A 24,787-nucleotide genomic window follows, 5' to 3' on the forward strand; every position below is an offset into this window, starting at 1 on the left:
GCTGCGGTGAAGCAAGGGGTTCTTCGGTGGTGCCCTCGAAAGGATTCGAACCTTCGACCTTCCGCTCCGGAGGCGGACGCTCTATCCCCTGAGCTACGAGGGCGTGCCGGAGGGCGTCTGCCGATTTCTCGGCGAACCAACCATTTCCGGCGGGGAACGTAAAAGAGCTTAGCAGGTGTGAAGTGCCGAATCACAAATCGGTGCCCGGTGCGGCGGGGGACTGGCGCAAAAGCCCGCCTGATGTGTGCGACGTCGCGGCGTCACAACGTCGGTGGAGCCGTTCGGCCCCGGTTATCCTTGAGGGGTGACTCCTGAAGAACTCTCCACAGCCATTTCCGCTTGCCTCCGCGACGCCGTCGCCGCCGGCCAGATTTCCGTTGAAGTACCCGAGATTGTGCGTGTGGAGCGACCGAAGAGTCGCGAGCACGGCGATTGGGCCACCAACATCGCCCTGCAGCTGGGCAAGAAGGCCGGGATGAACCCGCGCGACTTCGCCCAGGTCCTTGCCGGTCGCCTGGCCGAGGCCGACGGCGTCGCCAAGGTCGACATCGCCGGCCCGGGCTTCCTGAACATCACGCTCGAGGCGGGTGCCGCCGGCGAGCTAGCCAAGACCATCGTCGAGGCCGGCGCCGCCTACGGCACCAACGAGGCCCTGGTTGGCCACAACATCAACATGGAGTTCGTCTCCGCCAACCCGACGGGTCCGCTGCACATCGGGCACACCCGCTGGGCCGCGCTGGGCGACTCGATCGCCCGTGTGCTCAAGGCCAGCGGAGCCACGGTGACCTCCGAGTACTACATCAACGACGCCGGCAACCAGATGAACATCTTTGCCCGCTCCGTCTACAACCGCCTGCACGGCCTGCCGGTGCCTGAGGGGGGCTACCCGGGCGAATACATCCAGGAGCTGGCCCACGCCGTGCTTTCCGAGCACCCGGACATCCGCGAACTCACCGAGGCCGCGGCCCTGCCCGTGATCCGCCACGCCGCCTACCAGGCCCAGATGGCAGACATCAAGGAGACGCTCAACGACTTCGGCGTCGAGTTCGACGTGTTCTTCTCCGAGGAGGAGCTGCACGCCGGGGGAGCCGTCGAGGACGCCGTGGCGCGCCTGCGCGAACAGGGCCACATCGACGACACCGACGGCGCCGTCTGGCTGCGCACCACGGACTTCGGCGACGACAAGGACCGCGTGCTGATCCGCGCCAACGGCGAGCCCACCTACTTCGCCGCCGACGCCGCCTACTACCTCTCCAAGAAGGACCGCGGCTTCAGCGAGAAGATCTACCTGCTTGGCGCGGACCACCACGGCTACGTCAACCGCCTGAAGGCCATCGCGGCCGCCGCCGGCGACGACCCGAAGGTCAACATCGAGGTGCTGATCGGCCAGCTGATCTCCGTGAACGGCGCCCGCCTGTCCAAGCGCGCCGGCAACATCATCGAGCTGCGCGACCTGATCAACTGGCTCGGCTCCGACGCCCTGCGCTACTCGCTGGGCCGCTACCCGGCCGACTCGCCGATGACGATCGACCCGGAGCAGCTGAAGAAGAACACCAACGACAACCCGGTGTTCTACGTCCAGTACGCCCACGCGCGCTCCGCCGCAGCCGCGCGCAACGCCGCGGAGAAGGGTGTCTCGCGCAGCGACTTCGACGCCGCGCTGCTGACCCACGAGACGGAGAACGACCTGCTGGCAGCGCTCGGCCAGTTCCCGTCCGTTGTCGCCCAGGCCGCCACGCACCGCGAACCGCACCGCGTGGCCCGCCACATCGAGCTGCTGGCCGGCGCCTACCACTCCTGGTACGCCGCCTGCCGCGTCACCCCGATCGGCGACGAGCCCGTCGAGGCGATCCACCGCACCCGCCTGTGGCTGAACGACGCCACCACCCAGGTCCTGGCCAACGGCCTTGACCTGCTGGGCGTTTCGGCACCGGAGAAGATGTAACCCATGGCCATCTCCCCGCTCGCACCCCAGTGGCTGTCCTACCCCGGGGACGCCAACGCCCTGCGCCCCATCGAGTGGGCCGCGGGAGTGGCCCGCACCGGGGGCGGGGAGCTGGCCATCCAGGGCCTGCCTGTCTCGGCCCTGGCAGCCGAGTTCGGCACCCCGCTCTTCGTGCTTGACGAGGACGACTTCCGTGCCCGCGCCCGTGGCTTCAAGCAGGCGTTCGACGCCGCCTTCGAGGACCTGTGCGGCGGCGTTGACGTCTACTACGCCGGCAAGGCGTTCCTGAGCACCGAGGTGGCCCGCTGGGTCACCGCCGAGGGCCTGCGCCTGGACACCTGCTCCGGCGGGGAAATGGCCGTGGCCCGCGTGGCCGGCGTGCCGGCGGGGAACCTCTCGCTGCACGGGAACAACAAGTCCGTCGCCGAGATCCGCACGGCACTGGAGGCCGGCCTCGGGCGCATCGTCGTGGACTCGCTCGACGAGCTCGAGCGCGTCGCGGTGCTGGCCCGGGAAACCGGGTTGCGCGCCAACGTCATGCTACGGCTGACCCCCGGCGTGCACGCCAGCACCCACGAGTTCATCGCCACCGCGCACGAGGACCAGAAGTTCGGCCTCTCGATGATCCCCGTGGGTGGCGACCTTTCCCCGGCAGCCGAGGCCGTCGCCTTCGCGCTGGGGCGGCCGGAGCTGAACCTGTTGGGCCTGCACGCCCACATCGGCTCGCAGATCTTCGAGGCGGAGGGCTTCGCCCTGGCCGCGCAGAAGCTGCTCGGTTTCCTGGCCGGGATCAAGGAGGTCCACGGCGTGGAGCTCCCGGAACTCGACCTGGGCGGCGGCTACGGCATCGCCTACACCGAGGTGGACACCCCCAGCTCCCCGGCCACCCTCGCCGCGGCCATGGCCACGGTCGTGGGCCAGACCGCCGCGGAACTGGGCATCGCCGTGCCGCGCATCTCCATCGAACCGGGCCGCGCCATCGCCGGGACCTCCACCTTCACCCTCTACGAGGCAGGCGTGCGCAAGTCCGTCCAGGTGGAAACCGCGGACGGCACGCTGGTGCCGCGCCGCTATGTTTCGGTGGACGGCGGCATGAGCGACAACGCCCGCCCGGTGCTCTACGACGCCGACTACACGGCGGTGCTCGCCTCCCGTGTGACGGCAAGTGAACCGATTATTTCCCGCGTGGTTGGCAAACACTGCGAGTCCGGTGACATAGTCGTAAGGGACGTTTACCTGCCCGAGGATGTTGCCGCCGGCGATCTGCTCGCCGTACCGGGAACCGGGGCCTACTGCTGGGCCTTGGCCAGCAACTACAACTACCTGGGCCGCCCGGCCGTTGTTGCGGTGAGGGACGGCGCCGCCCGCGCCATCATCCGCAGGGAAACCGAAGCCGATCTGTTGGCCCGCGACTTGGGAGCATAGTTAGAACCGTGAAGACACTGAAGGTGGCCCTGCTTGGCTGCGGCAACGTGGGGGCCCAGGTGGCACGCATCCTGCTGGAAGACGCGCCGGTCCTTGCCGACCGCGCAGGGGCAAAGCTCGAACTGACGGGCATTGCAGTACGCAATGTAGCAACCCCGCGCGCCGCCGGCATCCCCGCCGGGCTGTTCACCACCGACTCGGCCGCCCTGGTCGACGACGCCGACATCGTGATCGAGCTGCTCGGCGGCCTCGAGCCTGCCGGCGAGCTGATCGGCCGCGCGCTGGAACGCGGCGCCTCGGTCATCACCGGCAACAAGGCACTGCTGGCGGCCCGCGGCGCCGAGCTGAGCGCCCTGGCCTTCGCCAACGACGCCCAGCTGCGCTACGAGGCGGCCGTCGCCGGCGCCATCCCGATCCTGCGGCCGATCTCCGACTCGCTCTCCGGCGACAGGATCACCAAGGTCATGGGCATCGTCAACGGCACCACCAACTTCATCCTCGACGCGATGGACACCACCGGCGCGCAGTTCGCCGACGTGCTCGCCGAGGCCCAGGCACTGGGCTACGCCGAGGCCGACCCGACGGCCGACGTCGAGGGGCACGACGCCGCCGCCAAGGCCGCGATCCTCGCCTCGCTCTCCTTCCACACCGACTTCGCGCTGGAGAACGTGTACTGCGAGGGCATCTCGAAGATCACCGCCGACGACGTGGCGGCGGCCAAGGAAGCCGGCATGGTCATCAAGCTGCTGGCCATCGCCGAACGCGGCGAGAACGGCATCGGCGTGCGCGTGCACCCGACGCTGCTGCGCCGCACCCACCCGCTGGCCGCCGTGCACGGCGCGTTCAACGCGGTCTTCGTCGAGGCGGAAAACGCCGGCGAACTCATGTTCTACGGACGCGGAGCCGGTGGCTCGCCGACCGCCTCCGCAGTGCTCGGCGACACCGTCGCGGTGGCACGCCGCGTCGTCTCCGGCGGTCCGCTGCCGGCCATCTCCGCCCAGCAGTCCGTGCAGGTCATGGACTTCGCCCAGGCGGCCACCAGCTACGCCATCGGCCTGCGTGTCTCCGACGAGCCGGGCGTGCTCGCCTCGATCGCCTCGATCTTCGCCACGCACGGCGTCTCCATCGAGGCGCTGCGCCAGACCGCGAACCCGGAAGCGGCACCCGAGGTGGCCGAGCTGCGCATCGTCACCCACCGCTCCACCGAATCCGCGCTCTCCGCCACCGTTGCGGCAGTCGCGGAACTGCCTGCCGTCCAAGAAGTAATCTCTGTCCTGCGAGTTGAAGGAAACTAAGTGGCCCACCAGTGGCGCGGAGTCATCCGCGAATACGCCGACCGCCTGCCCGTTGACGAAAACACCAAGGTCGTCACCCTCGGTGAGGGCGGAACACCCCTGGTGTTCGCCCCGGCCCTGAGCGAACTGACGGGTTCGACGGTCTACCTGAAGGTCGAGGGCATGAACCCGACAGGTTCCTTCAAGGACCGCGGCATGACCATGGCCATGACCGCCGCCGTTGCGGCAGGCGCCAAGGCCGTTGTCTGCGCCTCAACCGGCAACACCTCCGCCTCCGCCGCGGCCTACGCGACCCAGGCCGGCCTGAAGTGCGCCGTGCTGGTTCCGGAAGGAAAGATCTCGCTGGGCAAGATGTCCCAGGCCATCGCGCACGGCGCCGACATCATCCAGATCGACGGCAACTTCGACAACTGCCTCGAGGTCGCCCGCAAGCTGAGCGAAAACTACCCCGTGTTCCTGGTCAACTCCGTGAACCCGGCCCGCATCGAGGGCCAGAAGACCGGCGCCTTCGAGGTCGTCGACTACCTGGGCGACGCACCTGACTACCACGTGCTGCCGGTGGGCAACGCGGGCAACATCACCGCCTACTGGAAGGGCTACAAGGAGTACTCCTCCGAGTACACCAACCCGGCCGGAGACGTGCTCGCCCCGGTGTCCACCAAGACCCCGATCATGTGGGGCTTCCAGGCAGCCGGCGCCGCGCCGATCGTGCTGGGCCACCCGGTCACCGAGCCGGAGACCATCGCCACCGCCATCCGCATCGGCAACCCCGCATCCTGGAAGCAGGCGGAGGACGCACGCGACGAGTCCGGCGGCATCATCGACTCGGTGACCGATGAGGAAATCCTCGCCGCGCACCGCTGGCTCTCCTCCCGCGAGGGCGTCTTCGTGGAGCCCGGCTCCGCCGCTGGCGTTGCCGGCCTGATCAAGCACCAGGCAGCGGGGAACGTCCCGGAGGGCAAGACCATCGTGATCACCGTGACCGGCCACGGCCTGAAGGACCCGAACTGGGCCCTGCAGACCGAGGACGGCTCGGAGGTGGCACCCACCAAGGTCGCCTTCGACGTCGTGGCCGTTGCCGGCGCGCTCGGCCTTGCCTAACCGCGATACACCAAGGGAATAAACGCAGCATGGCGCAGATACAGGCCGGACAGGCAATTGCCGTCCACGTGCCGGCCACGACGGCCAACCTGGGGCCGGGCTTCGACGTGTTGGGCATGGCGCTGTCGGTGTTCGACACGCTGGTGGTCCGCACGCTCGAGGAGCCCGGGGTCGAGGTCTCGGTGACGGGGGAGGGCGCCGAGACGCTGCCCACCGACGAAACGCACTTGATCGCCAAGACCATCCTGGAACGCTGGGCCGAGCTCGGCTACGAGGCCTGCGGCCTGCGCCTGGAGGCGACAAACCGCATTCCCCACGGCCGTGGCATGGGCTCCAGCGCCGCCGCCATGGTCAGCGCGCTGGCCGCCGCCAACGCGCTTCTTCCCGCCGACGCGCAGGAGGGCCTGGAGGAGATCTTCCAGGCCTCCGCGCGCTGGGAAGGCCACCCGGACAACGTTGCCCCCGCCGTCTTCGGCGGACTCACGCTGTCCTGGGTCGACGGCGAGGGCTTCGGCACCCTCAACGGGGTGCTGCACGAATCGATAGTCCCCGTGATCGCGATCCCGGACGTCGAGCTGTCCACGCACGCGGCCCGCGGCCTGTTGCCGCAGAGTGTTCCGCACGCCGTCGCCGCGGCGAACAGCGGGCGCGTGGGGCTGCTGATCCACGCGCTGGCCCACGAGCCGGCGGCACTGCTGCGCGGCACGGAGGACTTCCTGCACCAGTCCTTCCGCGCTCCCGCCATGGCCCCGAGCGCCGAGCTGATCGCCCACCTGCGTTCCCTGGGGCATGCGGCCGTCGTTTCCGGTGCGGGTCCGACGGTGCTGGTGCTCTGTGCCGGGCAGGCCGAGGCGGACCGGGTTGCGCAGGTCATTGCCGCCCACGCCGCGGAGCACCGCGAAACGTCCTGGCGTGTCCAGATTCCGTCTGTGCCGCAAAGCGGTGTTAGAGTAGAACTGCTTTAGCACAAGTCTCTAAAGGAACCGTTCCAGATCACGGGAACGGTTGGCTGTGTTTTGTGCAGCCGTCGATCGCCGCCACTCGCGGCGCCCGGCCGCCGCCAAACCACTTTTAGCAAGGCGCGCAAGCACCCTCACATCATCCGACCGGATCCATCGTCCTTGGTGGGCGTCCAGTCCCATGGTGTGTCCCACGCACGATCGACCGAGGTATTGGCCCTCACGGGTCCATGCACGGTTCAACCTTTCCCGCATCTGAAGCGGGCAGAGGGCAGTCAAACGTTGCGGATCTCTCTGATGCGATCCGCCCGACGAGGGGGAAGGAACCTTCGTGACCGAAACCACCAGCCTGAATGCAGGCGTGGAAGAAAACAACGCATCCAAGGGTGGCGGACTTGCCGGCCTGAAGCTTGCACAATTGCAGGCGCTTGCGTCCCAGCTGGGGATCACCGGCGGATCCCGGATGCGCAAGAGCGATCTTGTCACCGCGATCTCCAACCACCAGCGCGGCGGCTCCGTGGCCGACCGCGATGCCAAGGCGAAGGCCGAACCGAAGGCGGAGGCCGCAGCCGAAGCCAAGACCGAGGCAAAGGCACCGGCCAAGGCCGCCACCCGACGCACCGCCAAGGCCCCGGCCGAAGCCAAGACCGAGGCCCCGGCCGAGGCAGCCGAGGCCCCCGCAGCCGAGGAGCGCGCCCCGCGCCGCGGCCGCAGCCGCCGTGCCGAATCCACGGGAACCGTCACGGCCCCGGCAGCCGCCGCAGAAACCACCGAGGCGCCGGAAGCCCCGGCCGCCGAGGAGCGCGCACCGCGCCGCAACTCGCGCAACCGCCGTGCTGAATCCGCACCGAGCGCACCCGCCGCCGACAAGGCTGCCGAGTCCGCCGAGGCGGCACCCGCCGCAGCCACCGAGCAGGGCGATGCCGCAGAGGCCGCCGAGTCCCGCCCGGAGCGGACCGAGCGCCAGGACCGCAACCGCAACCGCCGCGACCGCAACCGCAACCGCCGCGACAACAACGCCGAGCAGGCCGAAGCCACCGAGGCCCCCGCGGCCGAGGACAAGGCCACCGAGAAGCCGGCCGAGAAGTCCGAGGAACGCGTCCGCGAGTCCGGCGAGGACCGCAACGCCAACCGCCGTGAGCGCAACCGCGAACGCAACGAGCGCAACCGCGAGCGCAACCGCGACCGCAACGAACGCGGCGGCAACGACCGTGGCGATCGCAATGACCGCAACGACCGCAACTCGCGCAACCGCCGCAACCGCAACCAGCCGGATGTCGACGACACCGAGATGAACGAGAACGACGTGCTGCTGCCCGTCGCCGGCATCCTGGACGTGCTGGACAACTACGCGTTCATCCGCACCACCGGCTACCTGGCCGGCCCGAACGACGTCTACGTGACCCTGAACCAGGTCAAGAAGTACAACCTGCGCAAGGGCGACGCCGTCGTCGGCGCCATCCGCGCCCCGCGCGAGAACGAGAACGCCAACACGCGTGCCAAGTTCAACGCCCTGGTGAAGCTGACGGCCATCAACGGCAAGACCCCGGAGGAGAACGCCAACCGCGTCGAGTTCTCCAAGCTGACCCCGCTCTACCCGACGGACCGCCTGCGCCTGGAGACCGACCCGAAGCTCGTCGGCCCGCGCGTCATCGACCTCGTGGCACCGATCGGCAAGGGCCAGCGCGGCCTGATCGTCTCGCCCCCGAAGGCCGGCAAGACCCTGATCCTGCAGTCGATCGCCAACGCCATCACCATCAACAACCCCGAGGTCCACCTCATGATGGTCCTGGTCGACGAGCGTCCCGAAGAAGTCACGGACATGCAGCGCACCGTCAAGGGCGAGGTCATTGCCTCGACCTTCGACCGCCCGGCCGACGACCACACCACCGTCGCCGAGCTCGCCATCGAGCGCGCCAAGCGCCTGGTGGAAATGGGCATGGACGTCGTGGTCCTGCTGGACTCGATGACCCGCCTGGGCCGTGCCTACAACCTTGCCGCACCTGCCTCCGGACGCATCCTTTCCGGCGGCGTGGATTCCTCGGCCCTGTACCCGCCCAAGCGCTTCTTCGGTGCCGCACGCAACATCGAGAACGGCGGCTCGCTGACCATCCTGGCCACCGCACTCGTGGAGACCGGTTCCAAGATGGACGAGGTCATCTTCGAGGAATTCAAGGGCACCGGCAACATGGAACTGCGCCTGTCCCGCAAGCTCGCGGACAAGCGCATCTTCCCGGCCGTCGACGTCAACGAGTCCGGCACCCGCCGCGAGGAGAACCTGCTCTCCCCGGACGAGGTTCGCATCATGTGGCGCCTGCGCCGCGTGCTCTCGGGCCTCGACACGCAGCAGGCACTGGAAACCCTCACGGGCAAGATCCGCGAGACCTCGTCCAACGCCGAGTTCCTGATGCTCATCAACAAGACCACGCTGGGTTCCAAGAACGACGCCTAGCTACGCCACACGCCCGGTTTTGCCGTGCCCGCCTCCCGGCGGGCCCGGCGGACCGGGCGTCGGTCGTTAACACCGCATTCCCCCTCGTTGTTCCTTACACTGGAACCAGTCGTCGTGAAAGAAGTTGAAACCCATGTTTGAGTCCGTCAAGGGACTACTCGATGAGCACGCAGCCCTGCAGGCCCAGCTCTCGGATCCCGCCGTTTACCAGGACCAGTCCCTGGCCCGCAAGCTCGGCCGCCGCTCCGCGGAGCTCAACGGCATCGTCGAGGCGCACAAGCGCTGGAAGCAGATGACCGAGGACCTCGACGCCGCCCGCGAGATGGCCGACGAGGACCCGGACTTCGCCGAGGAAGTCGCACAGCTCGAGGCCGAGCTGCCCGAAGCCGAGGAAAAGCTCCGCCGTCTGCTGATCCCGCGCGACCCCAACGACGCGCGCGATGTCATCCTCGAGGTCAAGGGCGGCGAAGGCGGCGACGAGGCGGCGCTGTTCGCCGCAGACCTGCTGCGCATGTACACCCGCTACGCGGAGTCCCGCGGCTGGAAGACCGAGATGATCTCCTTCAACGAGTCGGACCTCGGCGGCTACAAGGACGCCCAGGTCGCCATCAAGGGCAAGTCGAACGACCCGGCGGAGGGCGTGTACGCACACCTGAAGTTCGAGGGCGGTGTGCACCGCGTGCAGCGCGTGCCGCAGACCGAGTCCCAGGGCCGCATCCACACCTCGGCAGCCGGCGTGCTGGTGCTGCCCGAGGTCGACGAGCCCGAGGAGGTCGAGATCCACGCGAACGACCTGAAGATCGACGTCTACCGTGCCTCGGGCCCGGGCGGCCAGTCGGTCAACACCACCGACTCCGCGGTCCGCATCACCCACATCCCCACGGGCATCGTGGTGGCCATGCAGAACGAGAAGTCGCAGCTGCAGAACCGCGAGGCCGGAATGCGCGTGCTGCGTTCGCGCATCCTCGCGCACCACCAGGCGATCATCGACGCGGAGAACTCGGACATCCGCAAGTCGCAGGTGCGCACCATGGACCGCTCCGAGCGCATCCGCACCTACAACTACCCGGAAAACCGCATCGCCGACCACCGCACCGGGTACAAGGCCTACAACCTCGACGCCGTCATGAACGGCGACCTGGATCCGGTGATCAACTCCTGCATCGAAATGGACGAGCAGCAGCGTCTTGACGCCATCGGCGGGGACAAGGACTAGGCTGCCATGTCCGAGAAGTGTTTCGGCCAACCCCTGGCCGAGGTGCTGGCCGCGGCCACGGCGACGCTGGCCGCTGCCGGCGTCCCCTCGCCCGCGGTGGACGCCGAGCTGCTGGCCGCCCACGTGCTGAACACCAGCCGCGGGCGGCTCAAGAGCCTGCAGATGATGGGGGAGTCGTTCTCCGCGGCGGACGACGTGGCCTTCGCCGGCCTGGTGGCCCGCCGGGCCACCCGCGAACCCCTGCAGCACCTCACCGGCGTCGCCTACTTCAGGTACCTGGAGCTCGAGGTGGGCCCCGGGGTGTTCGTTCCACGGCCGGAAACCGAGACGGTGGTGCAGATCGCCATCGACTTCGCCCGGACGCTCCAGGCGCCGCGGCTGGTGGACCTGGGCACGGGCTCCGGCGCCATCGCCGGGTCGCTGGCGCACGAGCTGCCCGGTGCCGAGGTGCACGCGGTGGAGCTCTCGGACCTTGCCTTCCCCTACGCCCGCCGCAACCTGGCGCCGCTGGGCGTGCACCTGGTCCACGGGGACATGCGCGACGCCTTCGCGGAGCTGGACGGCGGCTGCGACGTGGTGGTCTCCAACCCGCCGTACATCCCGGCCAACGCCGTTCCCCGCGAGCCCGAGGCCCGAGACCACGACCCGCAGATGGCGCTCTACGGCGGCGGAGCGGATGGAATGGTCATGCCCCGAGCCGCGGAGCGCACTGCCGCACGCCTGCTGCGCCCCGGCGGCCTGTTCGTGATGGAACATGCCGAGGTTCAGGCGCCGCAGATGGCGGCCCTCCTGGAAGGGACGGGCGACTGGACAGAGGTGCGCACGCACCGGGATTTGACGGGCAGGGACCGCTCAACCAGCGGAATCCGCCGATAGCAGGACCCTACACATGGAAGAATGGACAGCGTGACTTCACGTTTTGACGCCCTAGATGGCCAGCAGCGGGATGCCGGATTGGCAGCGGCACAGGCCGCGCTCTCCGAGCAGCGCTGCATTGTGATGCCTACGGACACCGTCTACGGCATCGCCGCCGACGCGTTCTCCGCCCAGGCGGTTGCCACCCTGCTGGCGGCCAAGGGCCGCGGGCGGAACATGCCGCCGCCGGTGCTGATGCCCGCAATCCAGACCATGGACGGGCTCGCCGTCGACGTGCCGGCCGACGCCCGTGCCCTGGCCGAGGAGTTCTGGCCCGGCGCGCTCACCCTGATCCTGCAGGCGCAGCCGTCGCTGACCTGGGACCTGGGGGAGACCCGCGGCACCGTGGCGCTGCGCGTGCCGGACGACGAGGTTGCCCGCGACCTGCTCGCCGTCACCGGCCCGCTGGCCGTGTCCTCGGCCAACCGCACCGGCATGCAGGCCGCGGCAACCGCGGCCGAGGCCTTCGAGCAGCTCGGCGAATCCGTCGAGGTCTATCTCGAGGCCGGGCGCCGGCCCGTTGCCGGCGAGGCCCTGAGCTCCACCATCGTGGACTGCACGCTGAACCCGCCGCGCGTGGTTCGCGAGGGTGCCCTGGGCCTTGACGCCCTGCGCGTGGTGGTCCCCGGGCTGCTGGGCCTGGGCGAGGAGCCCACGGCTACCGCCACGGCCGCGGAGGCGGCAGGATCGCCGGGCTCCGGATCCGACGGAGAAGCCCGCGGGGCATCGGAGCCGGCCACCGACTCATGAGAACTTATCTCCTGCTGATCGGGGTCGCATTCATAACCTCATATGTGCTGACACCGCTCATGCGGGCCGTCGGCACCCGGTTCCTCCCCGAGGATTCGGTGCGCACGCGCGACATGCACAAGCGCCCGACGCCCAAGCTCGGCGGCGTGGCGATCATCGGTGCCATATACCTCTGCCTGGTGATGGCCAGCCGGCTGCCCTTCCTGGCCGGGGTGTTCAAGAACCCTGAACCGATCCAGGGCGTGGCGCTGGCGCTGGCCGTGGTGCTGGTCATGGGCGTCATGGACGACCTGATGGACCTGCCGTGGTGGGTCAAGCTGCTCGGCCAGACCTCCATCGGCCTGATCATCGCCGGCCACGGCATCGTCATCAAGGCCCTGCCGATCGGCTCGGTGAACTTCGAATCCAAGGCCGTGCAGGTGGCGGTCACAGTCATCCTGATCGTCCTGATCATGAATGCCATCAACTTCATGGACGGACTCGACGGGCTGGCCGCCGGTGTCTCGGCCATCGGAGCCGCGACGTTCTTCGTCTACAGCTACTACCTGGCAACCCGGGTCAGTGCCGAGGACTACTCGAACTTCTCGGCACTGCTGTGCGCCATCCTGCTGGGTGCCGCACTCGGGTTCCTGCCGCACAACTTCAACCCCGCATCCATCTTCATGGGGGAGAGCGGCGTTCTGGCCATCGGCCTGCTGCTAGCCGTTTCCTCCATAGCCGTCACCGGCGACGTGCTGGGGGAGGACGCCTTCCGCTTCCGCAACGTCCCGGCCTACATGCCTGTCATCCTTCCCGCCGCGGTGGTCATGCTCCCGCTGCTGGACCTGGGGCTTTCGGTCATTCGGCGGATGTCCCGCGGGCAATCGCCGTTCCACGCCGACCAGGGCCACATGCACCACCGCATGGTCAAGGGCGGCCACAGCGAGCAGACCACCGTCATCCTCATGTACCTGTGGGCCGCTCTGTGTGCCTCGGGCGTCATGGCGTTTTCGCTGGGCAACCGCAAGATCGTGGTGCCCATCTATGTTGCGGCGCTGATTTCTGTGGGGTTCGCCACATGGTGGCCGATGATCCGGCACGCCTACACCCAGCGCAAGGCCGCCCGCGCCAAGTAGCCCGTGCGGCGCCCGGGCCCAAGGGCTTCCGCGGGTCGAGCCGCCCTTCTATCTCGTGTAGAATTCAATGAGGCTTCCAGTGGGGGCCAATCCCCGCCAGACTCCTTGTTGCACAGCTTCCCTGTGCCGGGGCCGCAGTACACCAGGGAATAGGATGCAGATGACCAAGCCGGTTCGCGGCTCGAAGGCCAACGATGCGGTTGCCGCCTCGTCGGCTCCGCGTTCCCCTTGGATGGGCATCCTGAAGACCTGCACCGCGTACACGTTCAGTGCCGGTGCCGCAGCGTCCCTGGTGCTGTGGCCGATCCTCGGTGCAGGTTTTGCCGGTTCGGTCGGATTCGGCGCGGGCCTGGTCATCATCTTCTTTGGTGTCAGCCTGCTTATTGCCGAACTTGCCGGACGGTACCGCAGCAGCTGGGCCTTGCCGGCCTTCTTGTTCACCTACATGCTCAAGATCGTCGGCATGGGACTCCTGGTTCTCTTTTCCGGGCTTCCCGACTGGGTGTACCGCCCCGCATTCATGTGGGGAGCCATCGGGGCCTTGGTCCTGTGGCAGTTCGGGGAGATCCGGGCCTTCTCGAAGGCACGCCTTCCCATCTTCGCCGACGAGGATCCGGCATCCCCGGGAAGCGGAGGGACCGAACATGGAACCCCACGCTAACCACCCCGATGAAATGCCTCATGAACGCCCGGTGCGTGAATTCATCAACTACATCGTTGGCGGGCTCATCGCCTGGGGTTTGATAGGCTGGGGTCTGGATCTTTTACTGGACACCCGATGGATACTCTTCGCTGGTGCGCTGCTTGGTGCCACCGCGGGATACTTCTTGGCAAGCCATCATCAACGGCACCGACGCCGCGAAGACAGCACCGAGTAATGAGATCGACCACTAGAACTTCACACGGTGAGAGGCGCCCTGCGCCGAGTCACCAACTTTGCCCCATGACCGAAACTGCAGAGAGGACAGCGCGTTGACCGCGTTTGCGCTTCCGACGGCCACAGAACCATATGTCCCGCCGACGATTTCCGACACCCACCTTCCCGAGGTGTTTCCTTGGCTAGCCGAGTACGGGACCGGTTTCGGCAAGCAGATGATCATGATCATCCTCTCGATCATCTTGATCGTGTGGTTCTTCAAGTCCGCAATTAAGAACCCGAAGTTGGTTCCAGGCAAGGCACAGTTCCTTGCAGAAAGCGCCTACGGCTTTGTCCGCAACTCCGTGGGCCGCGACATCATCGGCGAGAAGAACTTCCGCCCCTGGGTACCGCTGCTTTTCGCAACCTTCTTCTTCGTCCTGCTGAACAACCTCTTCGGCGCGATCCCGTTCCTTCAGCTCCCATCGTTCTCGCACGCCGGCTCGGCGTACGCCATGGCGATCATCATCTACGGCACCTGGATTGCCGTCGGCGTGAAGAACCACGGTATCCGCTACTTCAAGCTTGCAGTCGTCCCCTCCGGCGTGCCGGGCTGGATCATGCCGCTGATGGTGCCGTTGGAAATCATCTCCAACTTCATCGTTCGCCCGCTGACCCACTCGCTGCGTTTGATGGCCACCATGCTGGCCGGCCACATGATCGTGATGCTTGCCGCCACCGGCGCACGCCACCTGATCATGGTGCAGGAATCGCTGGCCATGAACGCCGTTGGCGTCGCGGTCATCGCCGGTTCCGTGGCGATGTACTTCCTTGAACTCTTGATCATGGTCCTGCAGGCCTTCGTATTCACCCTGCTGACCGCCATCTACATCCAGGGTGCCCTGGATGCAGACGCCCACTAAGCATTCGGGCTCGCACTAAACCAACCCAAAGCTTTCCCCTTCACCAGGGAATGACCTCACAACCTGCCGACAAAGTGTCGGTATCTTGAAAGGAACGAAATGGAACTCCACGGCTCCCTCAACATGATCGGCTACGGCCTGGCTGCAATCGGTTCGGCCATCGGCGTGGGCATGATCTTCGCTGCCTACATCAACGGTGTTGCTCGCCAGCCTGAAGCACAGCGCATCCTTCAGCCAATCGCCATGCTGGGCTTCGCCCTTGCAGAAGCACTGGCTATCTTGGGCTTGGTCTTCGCCTTCGTCATCGGCGCTTAGTTTCTTCGGTGGTGGCCCTGCCACTATCGCAGGGCTATTGCAATTGGAACCTAAGAGATAAGGAAGAGTGAGAATGATCAGCAACGAATTGATCCTCGCTGCAGGTGAGGGTGCCAACCCTCTGCTTCCGAACCCGTGGGAAATTCTTGTCACTGCGGCAGGCTTCGCTGTCCTGCTGTTCATCGTGGTCAAGTACATTGCCCCGGCATTCGAGAAGTCCTACCAGGACCGCGTTACGGCCATCGAAGGTGGACTTGAGAAGGCTGAAGCCGCACAGGCAGAAGCCAACGCCACCCTCGAGCAGTACAAGGCCCAGCTGCTGGAAGCACGCACCGAAGCCAACCGCATCCGTGAGGAAGCGCGCGAAGAAGGTGCCCAGATCCTTGCTGAGCTGAAGACCAAGGCCTCCGAGGAGTCCGCTCGTATCACCGAGCAGGCCCACCGTCAGATCGAAGCCGAGCGCGTTGCAGCAGTTACCTCACTGCGCGCCGAGGTCGGAACCCTGGCAACTTCGCTGGCCAGCAAGATCGTCGACGACGCTCTTGAGAACGACGAGCGCGCAGCTCGCGTGGTCGACAAGTTCCTGGCGGATCTGGAAAACCAGCAGAACGCAGGTGCATCGAACTAATGGCAGGTGTATCGAGCGAGTCACTCGCCGCGGCGCTGGCGTCGTTGGAAACCAAGCTTGCACACGCGTCCTTGGAATTGTCCGCAGAGCTGTTCGGTGCCCTTGAGGTCATCGACGGCAATGCAGGCCTGCGTCGCGCACTGACTGATCCCGCCCGTGGGGCTTCGGACAAGGCCGGGCTTGTAGCCCAGCTGTTGCGCGGAAAGGTTTCGGCCGACGCCGAGGCCACCGTCGCTGGTCTTGCCACTTCGCGCTGGAGCTCGGCACGAGACATTGGCGATGCATTGGAGACCGTGGCAGCGACTGCTGCAATCATGGTCGCCGAACGTCAGGGCGGTTCCGCTGGCCTGGAGAGGCTCGAAGAAGACCTCTTCGCGTTCATCCGTGTTGTTGGGTCCAGTCATGATCTGCAGCGTGCACTCGACGATGCTCAGGCAACGACGGAAGCCAAATGCGCCTTGGCGCTGAAGCTTGTCCCGACTGCCGGCGAAGCATCTGCACTGCTGATCCGCCAGGCCGTCGCTTCGCCGCGTGGGCTCAAGCCCGTCGCACTGCTGGAGCGCTTCGTGGAATTGGTGGCTAAGCGCCAGGATCGCTGGATTGCCCAGGTAAGCGTCACTCGTGACCTCACCGCTGAGCAGTTCGCGCGCCTGCAGGCAGGCCTGAATAACCTTTACGGTCGAGACTTGAAGATCAATGTCAACATCGACCCGGAACTAGTCGGCGGCATCCGCGTGAAGGTGGGAGACGAAGTGGTTGACGCTTCGATCGCCACCCGCGTGTCGGATCTTCGCCGCCGGTTGGCAGGCTAGGTAGACCCCTCCGGGGTCTACCTGCCGGCCAGTCACCATAGACTGAATCAATTTTCGGTTACCGCACACGATAGAACCGCGGTAATCACAACTTAGGAGAGCAGGGACTGCAGATGGCCGATTTGACCATCAACGCCGACGACGTCCGCAATGCCTTGAATGAGTTCGCAGCGTCCTACGAACCGGGCAAAGCTGAGCGCACCGAGGTCGGCCGCGTAACCACGGCAAGTGACGGTATCGCCAAGGTGGAGGGTCTTCCCTCCGTCATGGCAAATGAGCTGCTTCGCTTCGAAGACGGCACCCTGGGCCTGGCCCAGAACCTTGACACCCGCGAAATCGGTGTCGTCGTCTTGGGCGACTTCACCGGCATCGAAGAAGGCCAGCGCGTAGAGCGCACCGGCGAGATCCTCTCGGTACCGGTAGGCGACGCCTTCCTGGGCCGCGTGGTCGACCCGCTGGGTGAGCCGATTGATGACCTGGGACCGATCGCGTCCACCGGTCGCCGTGCACTGGAAGCCCAGGCTCCCGGCGTCACCGAGCGTAAGTCGGTTCACGAACCGCTGCAGACCGGCATGAAGGCCATCGACGCGATGATCCCGATCGGCCGCGGCCAGCGCCAGCTGATCATTGGCGACCGTCAGACCGGCAAGACCGCCCTGGCCGTCGACGCCATCATCAACCAGAAGGCCAACTGGGCTTCGGGCGACACCAACAAGCAGGTCCGCTGCATCTACGTGGCAATCGGTCAGAAGGCTTCGACCATTGCCGCAGTGCGTCAGACCCTTGAAGACCACGGTGCACTGGAATACACCACGATCGTTGCCTCCCCGGCATCGGATCCGGCTGGTTTCAAGTACCTGGCACCGTACGCCGGCTCGGCCATCGGCCAGCAGTGGATGTACGACGGCAAGCACGTTCTGATCGTCTTCGATGATCTGTCCAAGCAGGCCGAAGCCTACCGCGCTGTTTCCCTTCTGCTGCGTCGCCCGCCGGGACGCGAAGCCTACCCGGGCGACGTGTTCTACCTGCACTCCCGCTTGCTCGAGCGTTGTGCAAAGCTCTCCGACGAGCTCGGCGCGGGCTCGATGACCGGCCTGCCGATCATCGAAACCAAGGCAAACGACGTCTCGGCCTTCATCCCGACCAACGTCATTTCCATCACCGACGGCCAGATCTTCCTGCAGTCGGACCTCTTCAACGCCAACCAGCGTCCGGCAGTCGACGTGGGCGTTTCGGTGTCCCGCGTTGGTGGCTCCGCGCAGATCAAGGCAATGAAGAAGGTTGCCGGTACGTTGAAGCTGGAACTGGCACAGTACCGCGACATGCAGGCCTTCGCCATGTTTGCCTCGGACCTGGATGCCGCTTCCAAGCAGCAGCTGACCCGTGGCGCACGCCTGATGGAACTGCTCAAGCAGGGCCAGTACGCACCGTTCGCGGTCGAGGATCAGGTTGTCTCCGTCTGGGCCGGCACCAACGGCTACCTGGACGATGTCCCGGTTGAGGACGTTCGCCGCTTCGAGACCGACTTCCTGGCTCACCTGCGTCACCGCACCAACGTGCTGACCGTGATTGCCGAGACCGGCAAGCTCGAGGACGAGACCGTGGATTCGCTCAAGTCGAACATCGCCGATTTCAAGGCCGGCTTCTTCGGTGAAGGCGACGACAAGCTTGTCGCCGCCGGCCACGAAGAATTCGACGCCTTGGCCGAGGGATCCGTCGACCAGGAAAAGATCGTCAAGCAAAAGCGCTGACATCACCTTTGAGTAGGGGTTGCCGCGCCACCGAGTGCGGTGCGGCAACCTCTGCAAAGGGATAAGGAAAGGACAAACATGGGAGCCCAGATCCGGGTCTACCGCCAGAAGATTGCATCGACGACGTCGATGGGCAAGATCTTCAAGGCGATGGAACTGATCGCTACTTCCCGTATTGGCAAGGCACGCGCGCGTGTCTCGGCATCGCTGCCGTACGCCAATGCGATTACCCGTGCTGTTACTGCCGTCGCGTCACAGTCCGAGATCGAACACCCGCTGACCACCGAGCCGGAGTCCATCCGTCGCGCGGCAGTCCTGGTGATGACCTCGGACCGCGGACTCGCCGGGTCCTACTCCGCCAGCGTCTTGAAGCAGGCAGAGCACCTCGTTGAATTGCTCCGTGAAGAAGGCAAGGACGTCAAGACCTACTTGGTCGGCCGCAAGGCGCAGGCGTACTTTGACTTCCGCGGACGCGAATACGCGCAGGTGTGGACCGGTGGAACCGACGCCCCGGAGTTTGAAACCGCACGCGAACTGCGCGAGGTCCTGCTCAAGGACTTCGCCGACGAATTTGAAGTGGGCGGCGTGGACGAAATCCACGTTGTATTCACCCAGTTCAAGTCCATGGTCGTTCAGGAACCGACGGTCATTCGTTTGCTGCCGCTCGAGGTCGTCGAGGAGGAGTCCGAGACTCCTGCCGATGAACTGCTGCCGCTCTACGAATACGAGCCGGAACCGGAGCAGGTGCTTGACGCACTGCTTCCGCGTTACATCGAGTCGCGTATCTTCAATGCAATGTTGCAGGCAGCAGCTTCCGAGCTTGCCGCACGCCAGCGTGCCATGAAGACCGCCGGTGACAACGCCAAGGAACTGATCAAGAAGTACACGCGTCTTCGTAACAACGCCCGCCAGGCCGAGGTTACCCAGGAACTCTCTGAAATCGTTGCCGGCGCAGACGCGCTGAACAGCTAACCGAGATCTTCCCAAACACTTACATCCACGCCATCTACACAAATGAAGTGAGAGAGAGATGACTGCCCAACTTAACGAGCAGGGTACCGCTGCCACGACCGGTGCAACCGGCCGTATCGCACGCGTTATCGGCCCGGTTGTCGACGTCGAATTCCCCGCCGACTCCCTGCCTGCCATTTACAACGCTCTTTCCGCTGAGATCACCCTCAACGGCGAGACCAAGACCATCACCTTCGAAACCAGCCAGCACCTCGGTGACTCGCTGGTTCGCGCAATCGCACTGCAGGCTACCGACGGACTCGTCCGCGGCACCACCGTGGTCGATTCGGGTGCCCCGATCTCCGTGCCGGTAGGCGACGGCGTCAAGGGTCACATCTTCAACGTCCTGGGCGAGCCCCTGGACGTCCCCGCCTCGGAGATCCAGGTTTCCGAGCGCTGGCCGATCCACCGCAAGGCTCCGAACTTCGCAAGCCTTGAAGGTTCGACCGAAATGCTCGAAACCGGCATCAAGTCGATCGACCTTTTGACCCCTTACATCAAGGGCGGCAAGATCGGTCTGTTCGGCGGCGCAGGCGTTGGCAAGACCGTGTTGATCCAGGAAATGATCACCCGTGTTGCACGTAACTTCGGTGGTACCTCGGTATTCGCCGGTGTTGGCGAGCGCACCCGTGAAGGTAACGACCTCTGGGTCGAAATGGACGAGGCAAACGTCCTGAAGGACACCGCCTTGGTGTTCGGCCAGATGGATGAGCCGCCAGGAACGCGTCTGCGCGTGGCACTGTCCGCACTGACCATGGCGGAGTACTTCCGCGATGTTCAGAACCAGGACGTTCTGCTCTTCATCGACAACATCTTCCGCTTCACCCAGGCCGGTTCCGAGGTGTCGACCCTTCTGGGCCGCATGCCTTCGGCCGTGGGTTACCAGCCGAACCTGGCCGACGAGATGGGTCTCCTCCAGGAGCGCATCACCTCGACCAAGGGCCACTCGATCACGTCGATGCAGGCAGTTTACGTGCCTGCCGATGACTACACCGACCCGGCTCCGGCAGCGACCTTCGCCCACTTGGACGCGACCACGGAACTTTCCCGTGAAATCGCTTCCCGTGGTCTGTACCCGGCCATCGATCCGCTGACCTCCACGTCGCGAATCCTTGACCCGCAGTACGTTGGTCACGACCACTACAACACCGCGGTACGCGTCAAGCAGATCCTCCAGAAGAACAAGGAACTGCAGGACATCATCGCCATCCTCGGTGTCGACGAACTGTCCGAAGAAGACAAGATCGTTGTTTCGCGCGCACGTCGCATCCAGCAGTTCCTGTCGCAGAACACCTACACCGCAAAGCAGTTCACCGGTGTCGAGGGTTCGACGGTTGCCATCAAGGACACCATCGAAGGCTTCAACGCGATCTGCAACGGCGACGTCGACCACATCGCAGAGCAGGCCTTCTTCAACGTTGGCGGCATGGACGATGTCGAGCGCCAGTGGGCCAAGATCCAGGAATCGACCAAGTAATCATGGCCGAACTCCAAGTCGAAATTGTTGCTGCCGACCACTTCGTGTGGTCCGGCGCGGCAAAACTGGTCAAGGGACGTTCCAGCGAAGGCGAGATCGGGATCCTTCCCGACCACGCGCCGATGCTGGCCGTGCTGGCTGCCGGAGATCTGGAAATCGTACCGGTTTCCGGTCCCCGCTTCTCGGTCCAGGTTGACGGCGGGTTCTTCTCCGTTGATACCAACCGCGTTGTGATCGTTGCCGATAACGCCGTCATGGCCGAATCTGCCCCGGCGGGAACCCGATAGTCCTGCCTTGAACGAACTCGGCATTCCTGTACTCATCGTTCTGGCAGCCTTGCTGCTGGTGGTGATGTTCTTGGGCGCCATGGGAGTGCGCCGTATTCAGTTACGGCGCACTCTTGGCACATTCGACGCATCGATCTCCACGACCCCCGGGAAGTGGATGATGGTTGTAGCTCGTTATGGAGCCGGAGAGCTTGAGTTCCTCAAGCTCTTTTCCGTCTCCCCGATAGCGGTGCACAAGTTTTTGCGCAGCTCCATTGAACTCAATGGATGGCGGAAACCCTCGGAAGAGGAAAGGCACCTGGTACAGCCCGGCAGCGTCATCGTGATGATGACTTACGAAGGCCGAGAAATATTGATTGCCATGGACTACGGGACCTACAACGGTCTCTCAGCCTGGCTGGAGGCCGGCCCCGTCGCGGGCGTCGGCACCTGGCGGCAAGACTAAACGCACAAAGCAGTGGGGCGGGATGATGAAGATCATCCCGCCCCACTGCTTTTTCAACTCCTCGGACCGTGGCGATGCCTCCGCTGCGCCGGGACACCGGGCCCCGGGGCGTTGGAGCGGATCACTGGTTCAAAGGGCTTGAGAGGTCCTAGAGACCGACAACGCCGGTTGCCTGGGGACCCTTGGCGCCCTGGCCGACTTCGAATTCCACGCGCTGGTTCTCTTCCAGGGTGCGGAAGCCACTGGTCTGGATCTCCGAGTAGTGAACGAAAACGTCAGCCTCGGCGCCATCCGGAGTGATAAAGCCGAATCCCTTTTCGGCGTTGAACCACTTCACGGTTCCCTGAGCCATGTATTTCTCCTCATTTAGTGCGAAAAACCGGCCGGCACACCGTGCGCCGGCCGTGAGTGGTACAGAAGTGAGAAGAACACTGACATGGCCTGGACCGCATCAGCCGCTTCACACCCGCAACCTAGCTTTGGCGGGTATGACTAACCAACACAAAGACTGAGTCCAGCATCACATAGCCCTGTGATCTGGGTCAACACCTTTTGTGTTGGTGCTAAACAGAAACTTCATAAATCGATTCGCCATTGCGGATGACCTGCAACAGGTTGAGGTCCCCGTCGAGCAGGAGCAGGTCGGCGACAAAGCCCTGGTGAAGCTGTCCCGCCTCGTCGACGAGTCCCAGGACTTCGGCCGGAACCTTCGTCGCCGAGAGCAGCGCATCGGCCAGTGGGACGCCGCCGGCCACTGCGGACCGAAGGACGTCGAGCATGGTCGCCGTGCCGCCGGCCAGGGACCCGTTGGAGGCCAGGCGCGCCTCGCCGTTCGCAACCTTCACCTGGGCCGGGCCCAGCGAGTAGTCCCCGTCGGCCAGTCCGGCGGCCGCCATGGAGTCGGTGACAAGGGCGATGGAACCCGCCCCGGCGAGGCTGAAGACGGTGCGAACCGTGACAGGGTCAAGGTGCACGCCGTCGGCAATGAGCTCGACGATGATCTTCCCGGCCGCCGCGAGTTCCAGGCAGGCCGCCACGGGGCCGGGGGAGCGGTGGTGCAGCGAGGGCATGCCGTTGAACAGGTGGGTCACGGTGGGGCGTTCGGTGAAGCCGTCCACGCCGGCGCTGCCGAGCTCCTCGCGCGCCAGTTCCAGAGAGGCGGTCACCGAGGCGGCGTCGGCATTGGTGTGCCCCAGCGAGGGGACAACGCCCTGGGAGACCAGCTGCTCAAGCAGCGCATCGGAGCCCGGCCGCTCGGGGGCGTAGGTCATGGTGCGCAGCTGGCCCGCTGCGGCCTCGATCAGGTCGTCGACGAAGTCGGGCTCCGGGTCGGAAAGGTAGGCCGGGTCCTGGGCGCCGCAGCGGATGTCCGAGAGGTAGGGGCCCTCGGCATGGATGCCGGCGATGTCGCCGCGCTCGGCGAACCCGGCGAGCACGCGGGCGGAGGCGAGCATGTCCCCGCGGTCTGCCGTCACCAGGGACGCCAGCAGGGTGGTGGTGCCGGCGCGGTGCAGGAATCCGATGGCCCGGCCGATGGCCTCCTCGTCTCCCGAGGGGAAGTCCCCGCCCACGGCCCCGTGGCAGTGCAGGTCGATCAGGCCGGGGGTGATGATGGTTCCGGGCGGGGTCTCGCGCAGCGCAAAGCCTGCGGCATCCTCGAGGAAGGCGAACTCCGTTGCGTTTCCGGCGAACGCGATGCGGTTGCCCTCGACCGCAACGATGCCGTCGGTGATGTCGGTTCCGTGCGAGAGGATGCGTCCGGTGAGCGCGTAGCGGGCCGGGGATGCTGGTGGCGTCATGAGCCCATTCTAGGGGTGCCTTCCCGGCTGGCGGGGGATTGACGTTGCCGCTCCCCGTGGGGCCGCCGCGAGGCGCGCTGCACCCGAACCCGGAAACGCCGAAGGGCCGCAGTCCCGCCGGGACTGCGGCCCTTCGCCTGCGGTGCTAGAAGAGCCGTGCGGCGCTGTCGTCCACCCCGCGCATGGCGTCGTAGTCAAGCACGAGGCAATCGATGCCGCGGTCGGTGGCCAGCGTGCGTGCCTGCGGCTTGATCTTCTGGGCGGCGAAGACGCCGCGCACCGGCTTGAGCAGCGGGTCGCGGTTGAGCAGCTCCAAGTAGCGGGTCAGCTGCTCGACGCCGTCGATGTCCCCGACGCGCTTGAGCTCGATGGCCACCGTGGCGCCGTCGGCGTCGCGGGCCAGGATGTCCACCGGGCCGATGGCCGTCATGTACTCGCGGCGCACGAGGGTGAACCCGGCGCCCACGGTCTCGATCTGGTCCGCCAGCAGGCGCTGCAGGTCCGATTCGACGCCGTCCTTGATCAGGCCGGGATCGATGCCGAGGTTGTGCTCGGTGTCGTGGATGATCTCCTTGATGTGGACCACCAGCCGGTCGTCGGACTTCTGGTGGGCGACGTGCCAGAGCTCGATGTCGCCCTCCGCGGCCTGTTCCTCGTCGGGTGCGGCGACCCGCATGACGGCCGGCGGGCTCATCCAGTTCAACGGCTTGTAGCTGCCGCCGTCCGAATGGACCAGGACCGAGCCGTCGGCCTTCACCATCAGCAGGCGGGTCGCCAGGGGGAGGTGGGCACGCAAACGGCCCTCGTAATCAACTGAACACTTGGCAATCACTAAACGCACACCGTGCACTCTACCGGGTTTCGGGCACCGGCCGCGGCCAGGGGTGTGCGGCGGCACAGGCGCCATCGGGACTTGGGGCAGAATTAAAGGCATGGCCCGCTCGAATCGCCCCCGACGCTCATCAACCCCCGCACCGCGCGGCGGGCGCACCAACAAGTGGACCCGGCCCGAGGCCGGCAGCGACGAACCGTGGCTGGAGAAGGCTCGCTACGGCGTGCAGCGGCTCCAGGACGCGCCGGACGGGCAGTGGCACGTGCGCAGGATTTCGGCAGTCGGGGCCTCGAAGACCTACAAGTGCCCGGGGTGCGGGCAGTTCATCCAGCCGGGCATCGAGCACGTGGTGGCCTGGCGCGCCGACCACTGGTCAGGCGACGATGCCTCGGCTGCGGCCCGCCGGCACTGGCATTCGCGGTGCTGGGATTCGCGCTCCTACAAGTACTGAGCGCGCGGGCCGAGCACTGCGGCAGAC

The 24,787-nt window shown here is 65.9% G+C and carries 25 protein-coding genes and 1 tRNA gene; 22 read left to right on the forward strand and 4 right to left on the reverse strand.

The window, feature by feature from the left end:
* Positions 1–27 precede the first annotated feature (27 nt).
* A tRNA-Arg gene (locus ACSYDW_RS07535) sits at positions 28–103 on the reverse strand.
* Between the two features lie 201 nt (positions 104–304).
* Between ACSYDW_RS07535 and argS the strand changes: the two genes are divergently transcribed.
* From argS to ACSYDW_RS07640, 21 genes are all read left to right on the forward strand, one after another.
* The gene (argS, locus tag ACSYDW_RS07540) at positions 305–1,945 is read left to right on the forward strand and encodes an arginine--tRNA ligase (RefSeq protein ID WP_438338110.1); all 1,641 of its coding nucleotides are present in this window, start codon (positions 305–307) and stop codon (positions 1,943–1,945) included.
* 3 nt (positions 1,946–1,948) lie between these two features.
* On the forward strand, positions 1,949–3,370 hold the full coding sequence (gene lysA / locus ACSYDW_RS07545; RefSeq protein ID WP_438338111.1) for a diaminopimelate decarboxylase: 1,422 nt from the start codon (positions 1,949–1,951) through the stop codon (positions 3,368–3,370).
* Between the two features lie 8 nt (positions 3,371–3,378).
* The gene (locus tag ACSYDW_RS07550) at positions 3,379–4,665 is read left to right on the forward strand and encodes a homoserine dehydrogenase (protein ID WP_438338112.1); all 1,287 of its coding nucleotides are present in this window, start codon (positions 3,379–3,381) and stop codon (positions 4,663–4,665) included.
* A complete protein-coding gene (gene thrC, locus ACSYDW_RS07555) occupies positions 4,666–5,766 on the forward strand; it encodes a threonine synthase (RefSeq protein WP_438338113.1) in 1,101 nt (366 codons plus the stop codon).
* Between the two features lie 29 nt (positions 5,767–5,795).
* Entirely contained in the window at positions 5,796–6,731 is a 936-nt protein-coding gene (gene thrB, locus ACSYDW_RS07560; protein ID WP_438338114.1) for a homoserine kinase, read from the forward strand.
* A gap of 325 nt (positions 6,732–7,056) precedes the next feature.
* Positions 7,057–9,177: a transcription termination factor Rho gene (gene rho / locus ACSYDW_RS07565; RefSeq protein WP_438338115.1), complete on the forward strand. Its 2,121-nt coding sequence runs from the start codon at positions 7,057–7,059 to the stop codon at positions 9,175–9,177.
* Between the two features lie 133 nt (positions 9,178–9,310).
* Complete coding sequence (gene prfA, locus ACSYDW_RS07570; RefSeq protein WP_438338116.1) at positions 9,311–10,393, forward strand: peptide chain release factor 1; 1,083 nt, start codon at positions 9,311–9,313, stop codon at positions 10,391–10,393.
* Between the two features lie 6 nt (positions 10,394–10,399).
* The gene (prmC, locus tag ACSYDW_RS07575) at positions 10,400–11,269 is read left to right on the forward strand and encodes a peptide chain release factor N(5)-glutamine methyltransferase (protein ID WP_438338117.1); all 870 of its coding nucleotides are present in this window, start codon (positions 10,400–10,402) and stop codon (positions 11,267–11,269) included.
* A 30-nt stretch (positions 11,270–11,299) separates the two neighbouring features.
* On the forward strand, positions 11,300–12,058 hold the full coding sequence (locus tag ACSYDW_RS07580) for an L-threonylcarbamoyladenylate synthase (protein WP_438338118.1): 759 nt from the start codon (positions 11,300–11,302) through the stop codon (positions 12,056–12,058).
* Positions 12,055–13,173, forward strand: coding sequence for an MraY family glycosyltransferase (locus tag ACSYDW_RS07585; RefSeq protein ID WP_438338119.1), 1,119 nt, complete (start codon positions 12,055–12,057; stop codon positions 13,171–13,173). Before ACSYDW_RS07580 ends, ACSYDW_RS07585 begins: the two co-directional genes overlap by 4 nt.
* Positions 13,174–13,333: 160 nt before the next feature.
* Entirely contained in the window at positions 13,334–13,834 is a 501-nt protein-coding gene (locus ACSYDW_RS07590) for a hypothetical protein (protein WP_438338120.1), read from the forward strand.
* Complete coding sequence (locus ACSYDW_RS07595) at positions 13,818–14,051, forward strand: hypothetical protein (protein WP_438338121.1); 234 nt, start codon at positions 13,818–13,820, stop codon at positions 14,049–14,051. Before ACSYDW_RS07590 ends, ACSYDW_RS07595 begins: the two co-directional genes overlap by 17 nt.
* A 94-nt stretch (positions 14,052–14,145) precedes the next feature.
* Positions 14,146–14,952, forward strand: a complete 807-nt coding sequence (gene atpB / locus ACSYDW_RS07600; RefSeq protein ID WP_387532553.1) for a F0F1 ATP synthase subunit A — start codon at positions 14,146–14,148, stop codon at positions 14,950–14,952.
* A gap of 99 nt (positions 14,953–15,051) precedes the next feature.
* A complete protein-coding gene (locus tag ACSYDW_RS07605) occupies positions 15,052–15,267 on the forward strand; it encodes an ATP synthase subunit C-like protein (RefSeq protein WP_209996269.1) in 216 nt (71 codons plus the stop codon).
* 73 nt (positions 15,268–15,340) lie between these two features.
* On the forward strand, positions 15,341–15,895 hold the full coding sequence (locus tag ACSYDW_RS07610) for a F0F1 ATP synthase subunit B (RefSeq protein ID WP_438338122.1): 555 nt from the start codon (positions 15,341–15,343) through the stop codon (positions 15,893–15,895).
* The gene (locus ACSYDW_RS07615) at positions 15,895–16,707 is read left to right on the forward strand and encodes a F0F1 ATP synthase subunit delta (protein ID WP_438338123.1); all 813 of its coding nucleotides are present in this window, start codon (positions 15,895–15,897) and stop codon (positions 16,705–16,707) included. The genes ACSYDW_RS07610 and ACSYDW_RS07615 overlap by 1 nt, the downstream gene beginning before the upstream one ends.
* Before the next feature lie 113 nt (positions 16,708–16,820).
* Positions 16,821–18,458, forward strand: coding sequence for a F0F1 ATP synthase subunit alpha (atpA, locus tag ACSYDW_RS07620; RefSeq protein ID WP_438338124.1), 1,638 nt, complete (start codon positions 16,821–16,823; stop codon positions 18,456–18,458).
* Positions 18,459–18,536: 78 nt separating this feature from the next.
* Positions 18,537–19,430 (forward strand): F0F1 ATP synthase subunit gamma, encoded by an 894-nt coding sequence (locus ACSYDW_RS07625; RefSeq protein WP_438338125.1) that lies wholly within the window; start codon positions 18,537–18,539, stop codon positions 19,428–19,430.
* A 58-nt stretch (positions 19,431–19,488) separates the two neighbouring features.
* Positions 19,489–20,946, forward strand: a complete 1,458-nt coding sequence (atpD, locus tag ACSYDW_RS07630) for a F0F1 ATP synthase subunit beta (protein ID WP_438338126.1) — start codon at positions 19,489–19,491, stop codon at positions 20,944–20,946.
* A 2-nt stretch (positions 20,947–20,948) separates the two neighbouring features.
* Complete coding sequence (locus ACSYDW_RS07635; protein WP_438338127.1) at positions 20,949–21,233, forward strand: F0F1 ATP synthase subunit epsilon; 285 nt, start codon at positions 20,949–20,951, stop codon at positions 21,231–21,233.
* A 7-nt stretch (positions 21,234–21,240) separates the two neighbouring features.
* Positions 21,241–21,678 (forward strand): DUF2550 domain-containing protein, encoded by a 438-nt coding sequence (locus tag ACSYDW_RS07640; protein ID WP_438338128.1) that lies wholly within the window; start codon positions 21,241–21,243, stop codon positions 21,676–21,678.
* 148 nt (positions 21,679–21,826) lie between these two features.
* Here the strand turns inward: ACSYDW_RS07640 and ACSYDW_RS07645 are convergent, their stop codons facing one another.
* The 3 genes from ACSYDW_RS07645 to nucS form a co-directional block, all read right to left on the reverse strand.
* Positions 21,827–22,030, reverse strand: a complete 204-nt coding sequence (locus tag ACSYDW_RS07645; protein ID WP_438338129.1) for a cold-shock protein — start codon at positions 22,028–22,030, stop codon at positions 21,827–21,829.
* Positions 22,031–22,241: 211 nt separating this feature from the next.
* A complete protein-coding gene (locus tag ACSYDW_RS07650) occupies positions 22,242–23,477 on the reverse strand; it encodes an N-acetylglucosamine-6-phosphate deacetylase (protein ID WP_438338130.1) in 1,236 nt (411 codons plus the stop codon).
* A 145-nt stretch (positions 23,478–23,622) separates the two neighbouring features.
* Positions 23,623–24,318, reverse strand: coding sequence for an endonuclease NucS (nucS, locus tag ACSYDW_RS07655; protein ID WP_438338131.1), 696 nt, complete (start codon positions 24,316–24,318; stop codon positions 23,623–23,625).
* A 91-nt stretch (positions 24,319–24,409) separates the two neighbouring features.
* Between nucS and ACSYDW_RS07660 the strand changes: the two genes are divergently transcribed.
* Positions 24,410–24,760 (forward strand): Rv1322 family protein, encoded by a 351-nt coding sequence (locus ACSYDW_RS07660; RefSeq protein WP_438338132.1) that lies wholly within the window; start codon positions 24,410–24,412, stop codon positions 24,758–24,760.
* Positions 24,761–24,787 lie beyond the last annotated feature (27 nt).

The sequence above is a fragment of the Paeniglutamicibacter selenitireducens genome (genome assembly GCF_051550675.1).
Lineage (GTDB): Bacteria > Actinomycetota > Actinomycetes > Actinomycetales > Micrococcaceae > Paeniglutamicibacter.

Excerpts from the sequence above, each read along its gene's own strand:
- ACSYDW_RS07595 (WP_438338121.1), top strand. The coding sequence starts at position 13,818 with ATGGAACCCCACGCTAACCACCCCGATGAAATGCCTCATGAACGCCCG.
- ACSYDW_RS07645 (WP_438338129.1), bottom strand. The coding sequence starts at position 22,030 with ATGGCTCAGGGAACCGTGAAGTGGTTCAACGCCGAAAAGGGATTCGGC.
- ACSYDW_RS07660 (WP_438338132.1), top strand. The coding sequence starts at position 24,410 with ATGGCCCGCTCGAATCGCCCCCGACGCTCATCAACCCCCGCACCGCGC.
- lysA (WP_438338111.1), top strand. The coding sequence starts at position 1,949 with ATGGCCATCTCCCCGCTCGCACCCCAGTGGCTGTCCTACCCCGGGGAC.
- ACSYDW_RS07585 (WP_438338119.1), top strand. The coding sequence starts at position 12,055 with ATGAGAACTTATCTCCTGCTGATCGGGGTCGCATTCATAACCTCATAT.
- ACSYDW_RS07605 (WP_209996269.1), top strand. The coding sequence starts at position 15,052 with ATGGAACTCCACGGCTCCCTCAACATGATCGGCTACGGCCTGGCTGCA.
- ACSYDW_RS07635 (WP_438338127.1), top strand. The coding sequence starts at position 20,949 with ATGGCCGAACTCCAAGTCGAAATTGTTGCTGCCGACCACTTCGTGTGG.
- ACSYDW_RS07615 (WP_438338123.1), top strand. The coding sequence starts at position 15,895 with ATGGCAGGTGTATCGAGCGAGTCACTCGCCGCGGCGCTGGCGTCGTTG.
- thrB (WP_438338114.1), top strand. The coding sequence starts at position 5,796 with ATGGCGCAGATACAGGCCGGACAGGCAATTGCCGTCCACGTGCCGGCC.
- prfA (WP_438338116.1), top strand. The coding sequence starts at position 9,311 with ATGTTTGAGTCCGTCAAGGGACTACTCGATGAGCACGCAGCCCTGCAG.
- ACSYDW_RS07610 (WP_438338122.1), top strand. The coding sequence starts at position 15,341 with ATGATCAGCAACGAATTGATCCTCGCTGCAGGTGAGGGTGCCAACCCT.
- prmC (WP_438338117.1), top strand. The coding sequence starts at position 10,400 with ATGTCCGAGAAGTGTTTCGGCCAACCCCTGGCCGAGGTGCTGGCCGCG.
- atpA (WP_438338124.1), top strand. The coding sequence starts at position 16,821 with ATGGCCGATTTGACCATCAACGCCGACGACGTCCGCAATGCCTTGAAT.
- atpD (WP_438338126.1), top strand. The coding sequence starts at position 19,489 with ATGACTGCCCAACTTAACGAGCAGGGTACCGCTGCCACGACCGGTGCA.
- ACSYDW_RS07650 (WP_438338130.1), bottom strand. The coding sequence starts at position 23,477 with ATGACGCCACCAGCATCCCCGGCCCGCTACGCGCTCACCGGACGCATC.
- ACSYDW_RS07590 (WP_438338120.1), top strand. The coding sequence starts at position 13,334 with ATGACCAAGCCGGTTCGCGGCTCGAAGGCCAACGATGCGGTTGCCGCC.
- ACSYDW_RS07625 (WP_438338125.1), top strand. The coding sequence starts at position 18,537 with ATGGGAGCCCAGATCCGGGTCTACCGCCAGAAGATTGCATCGACGACG.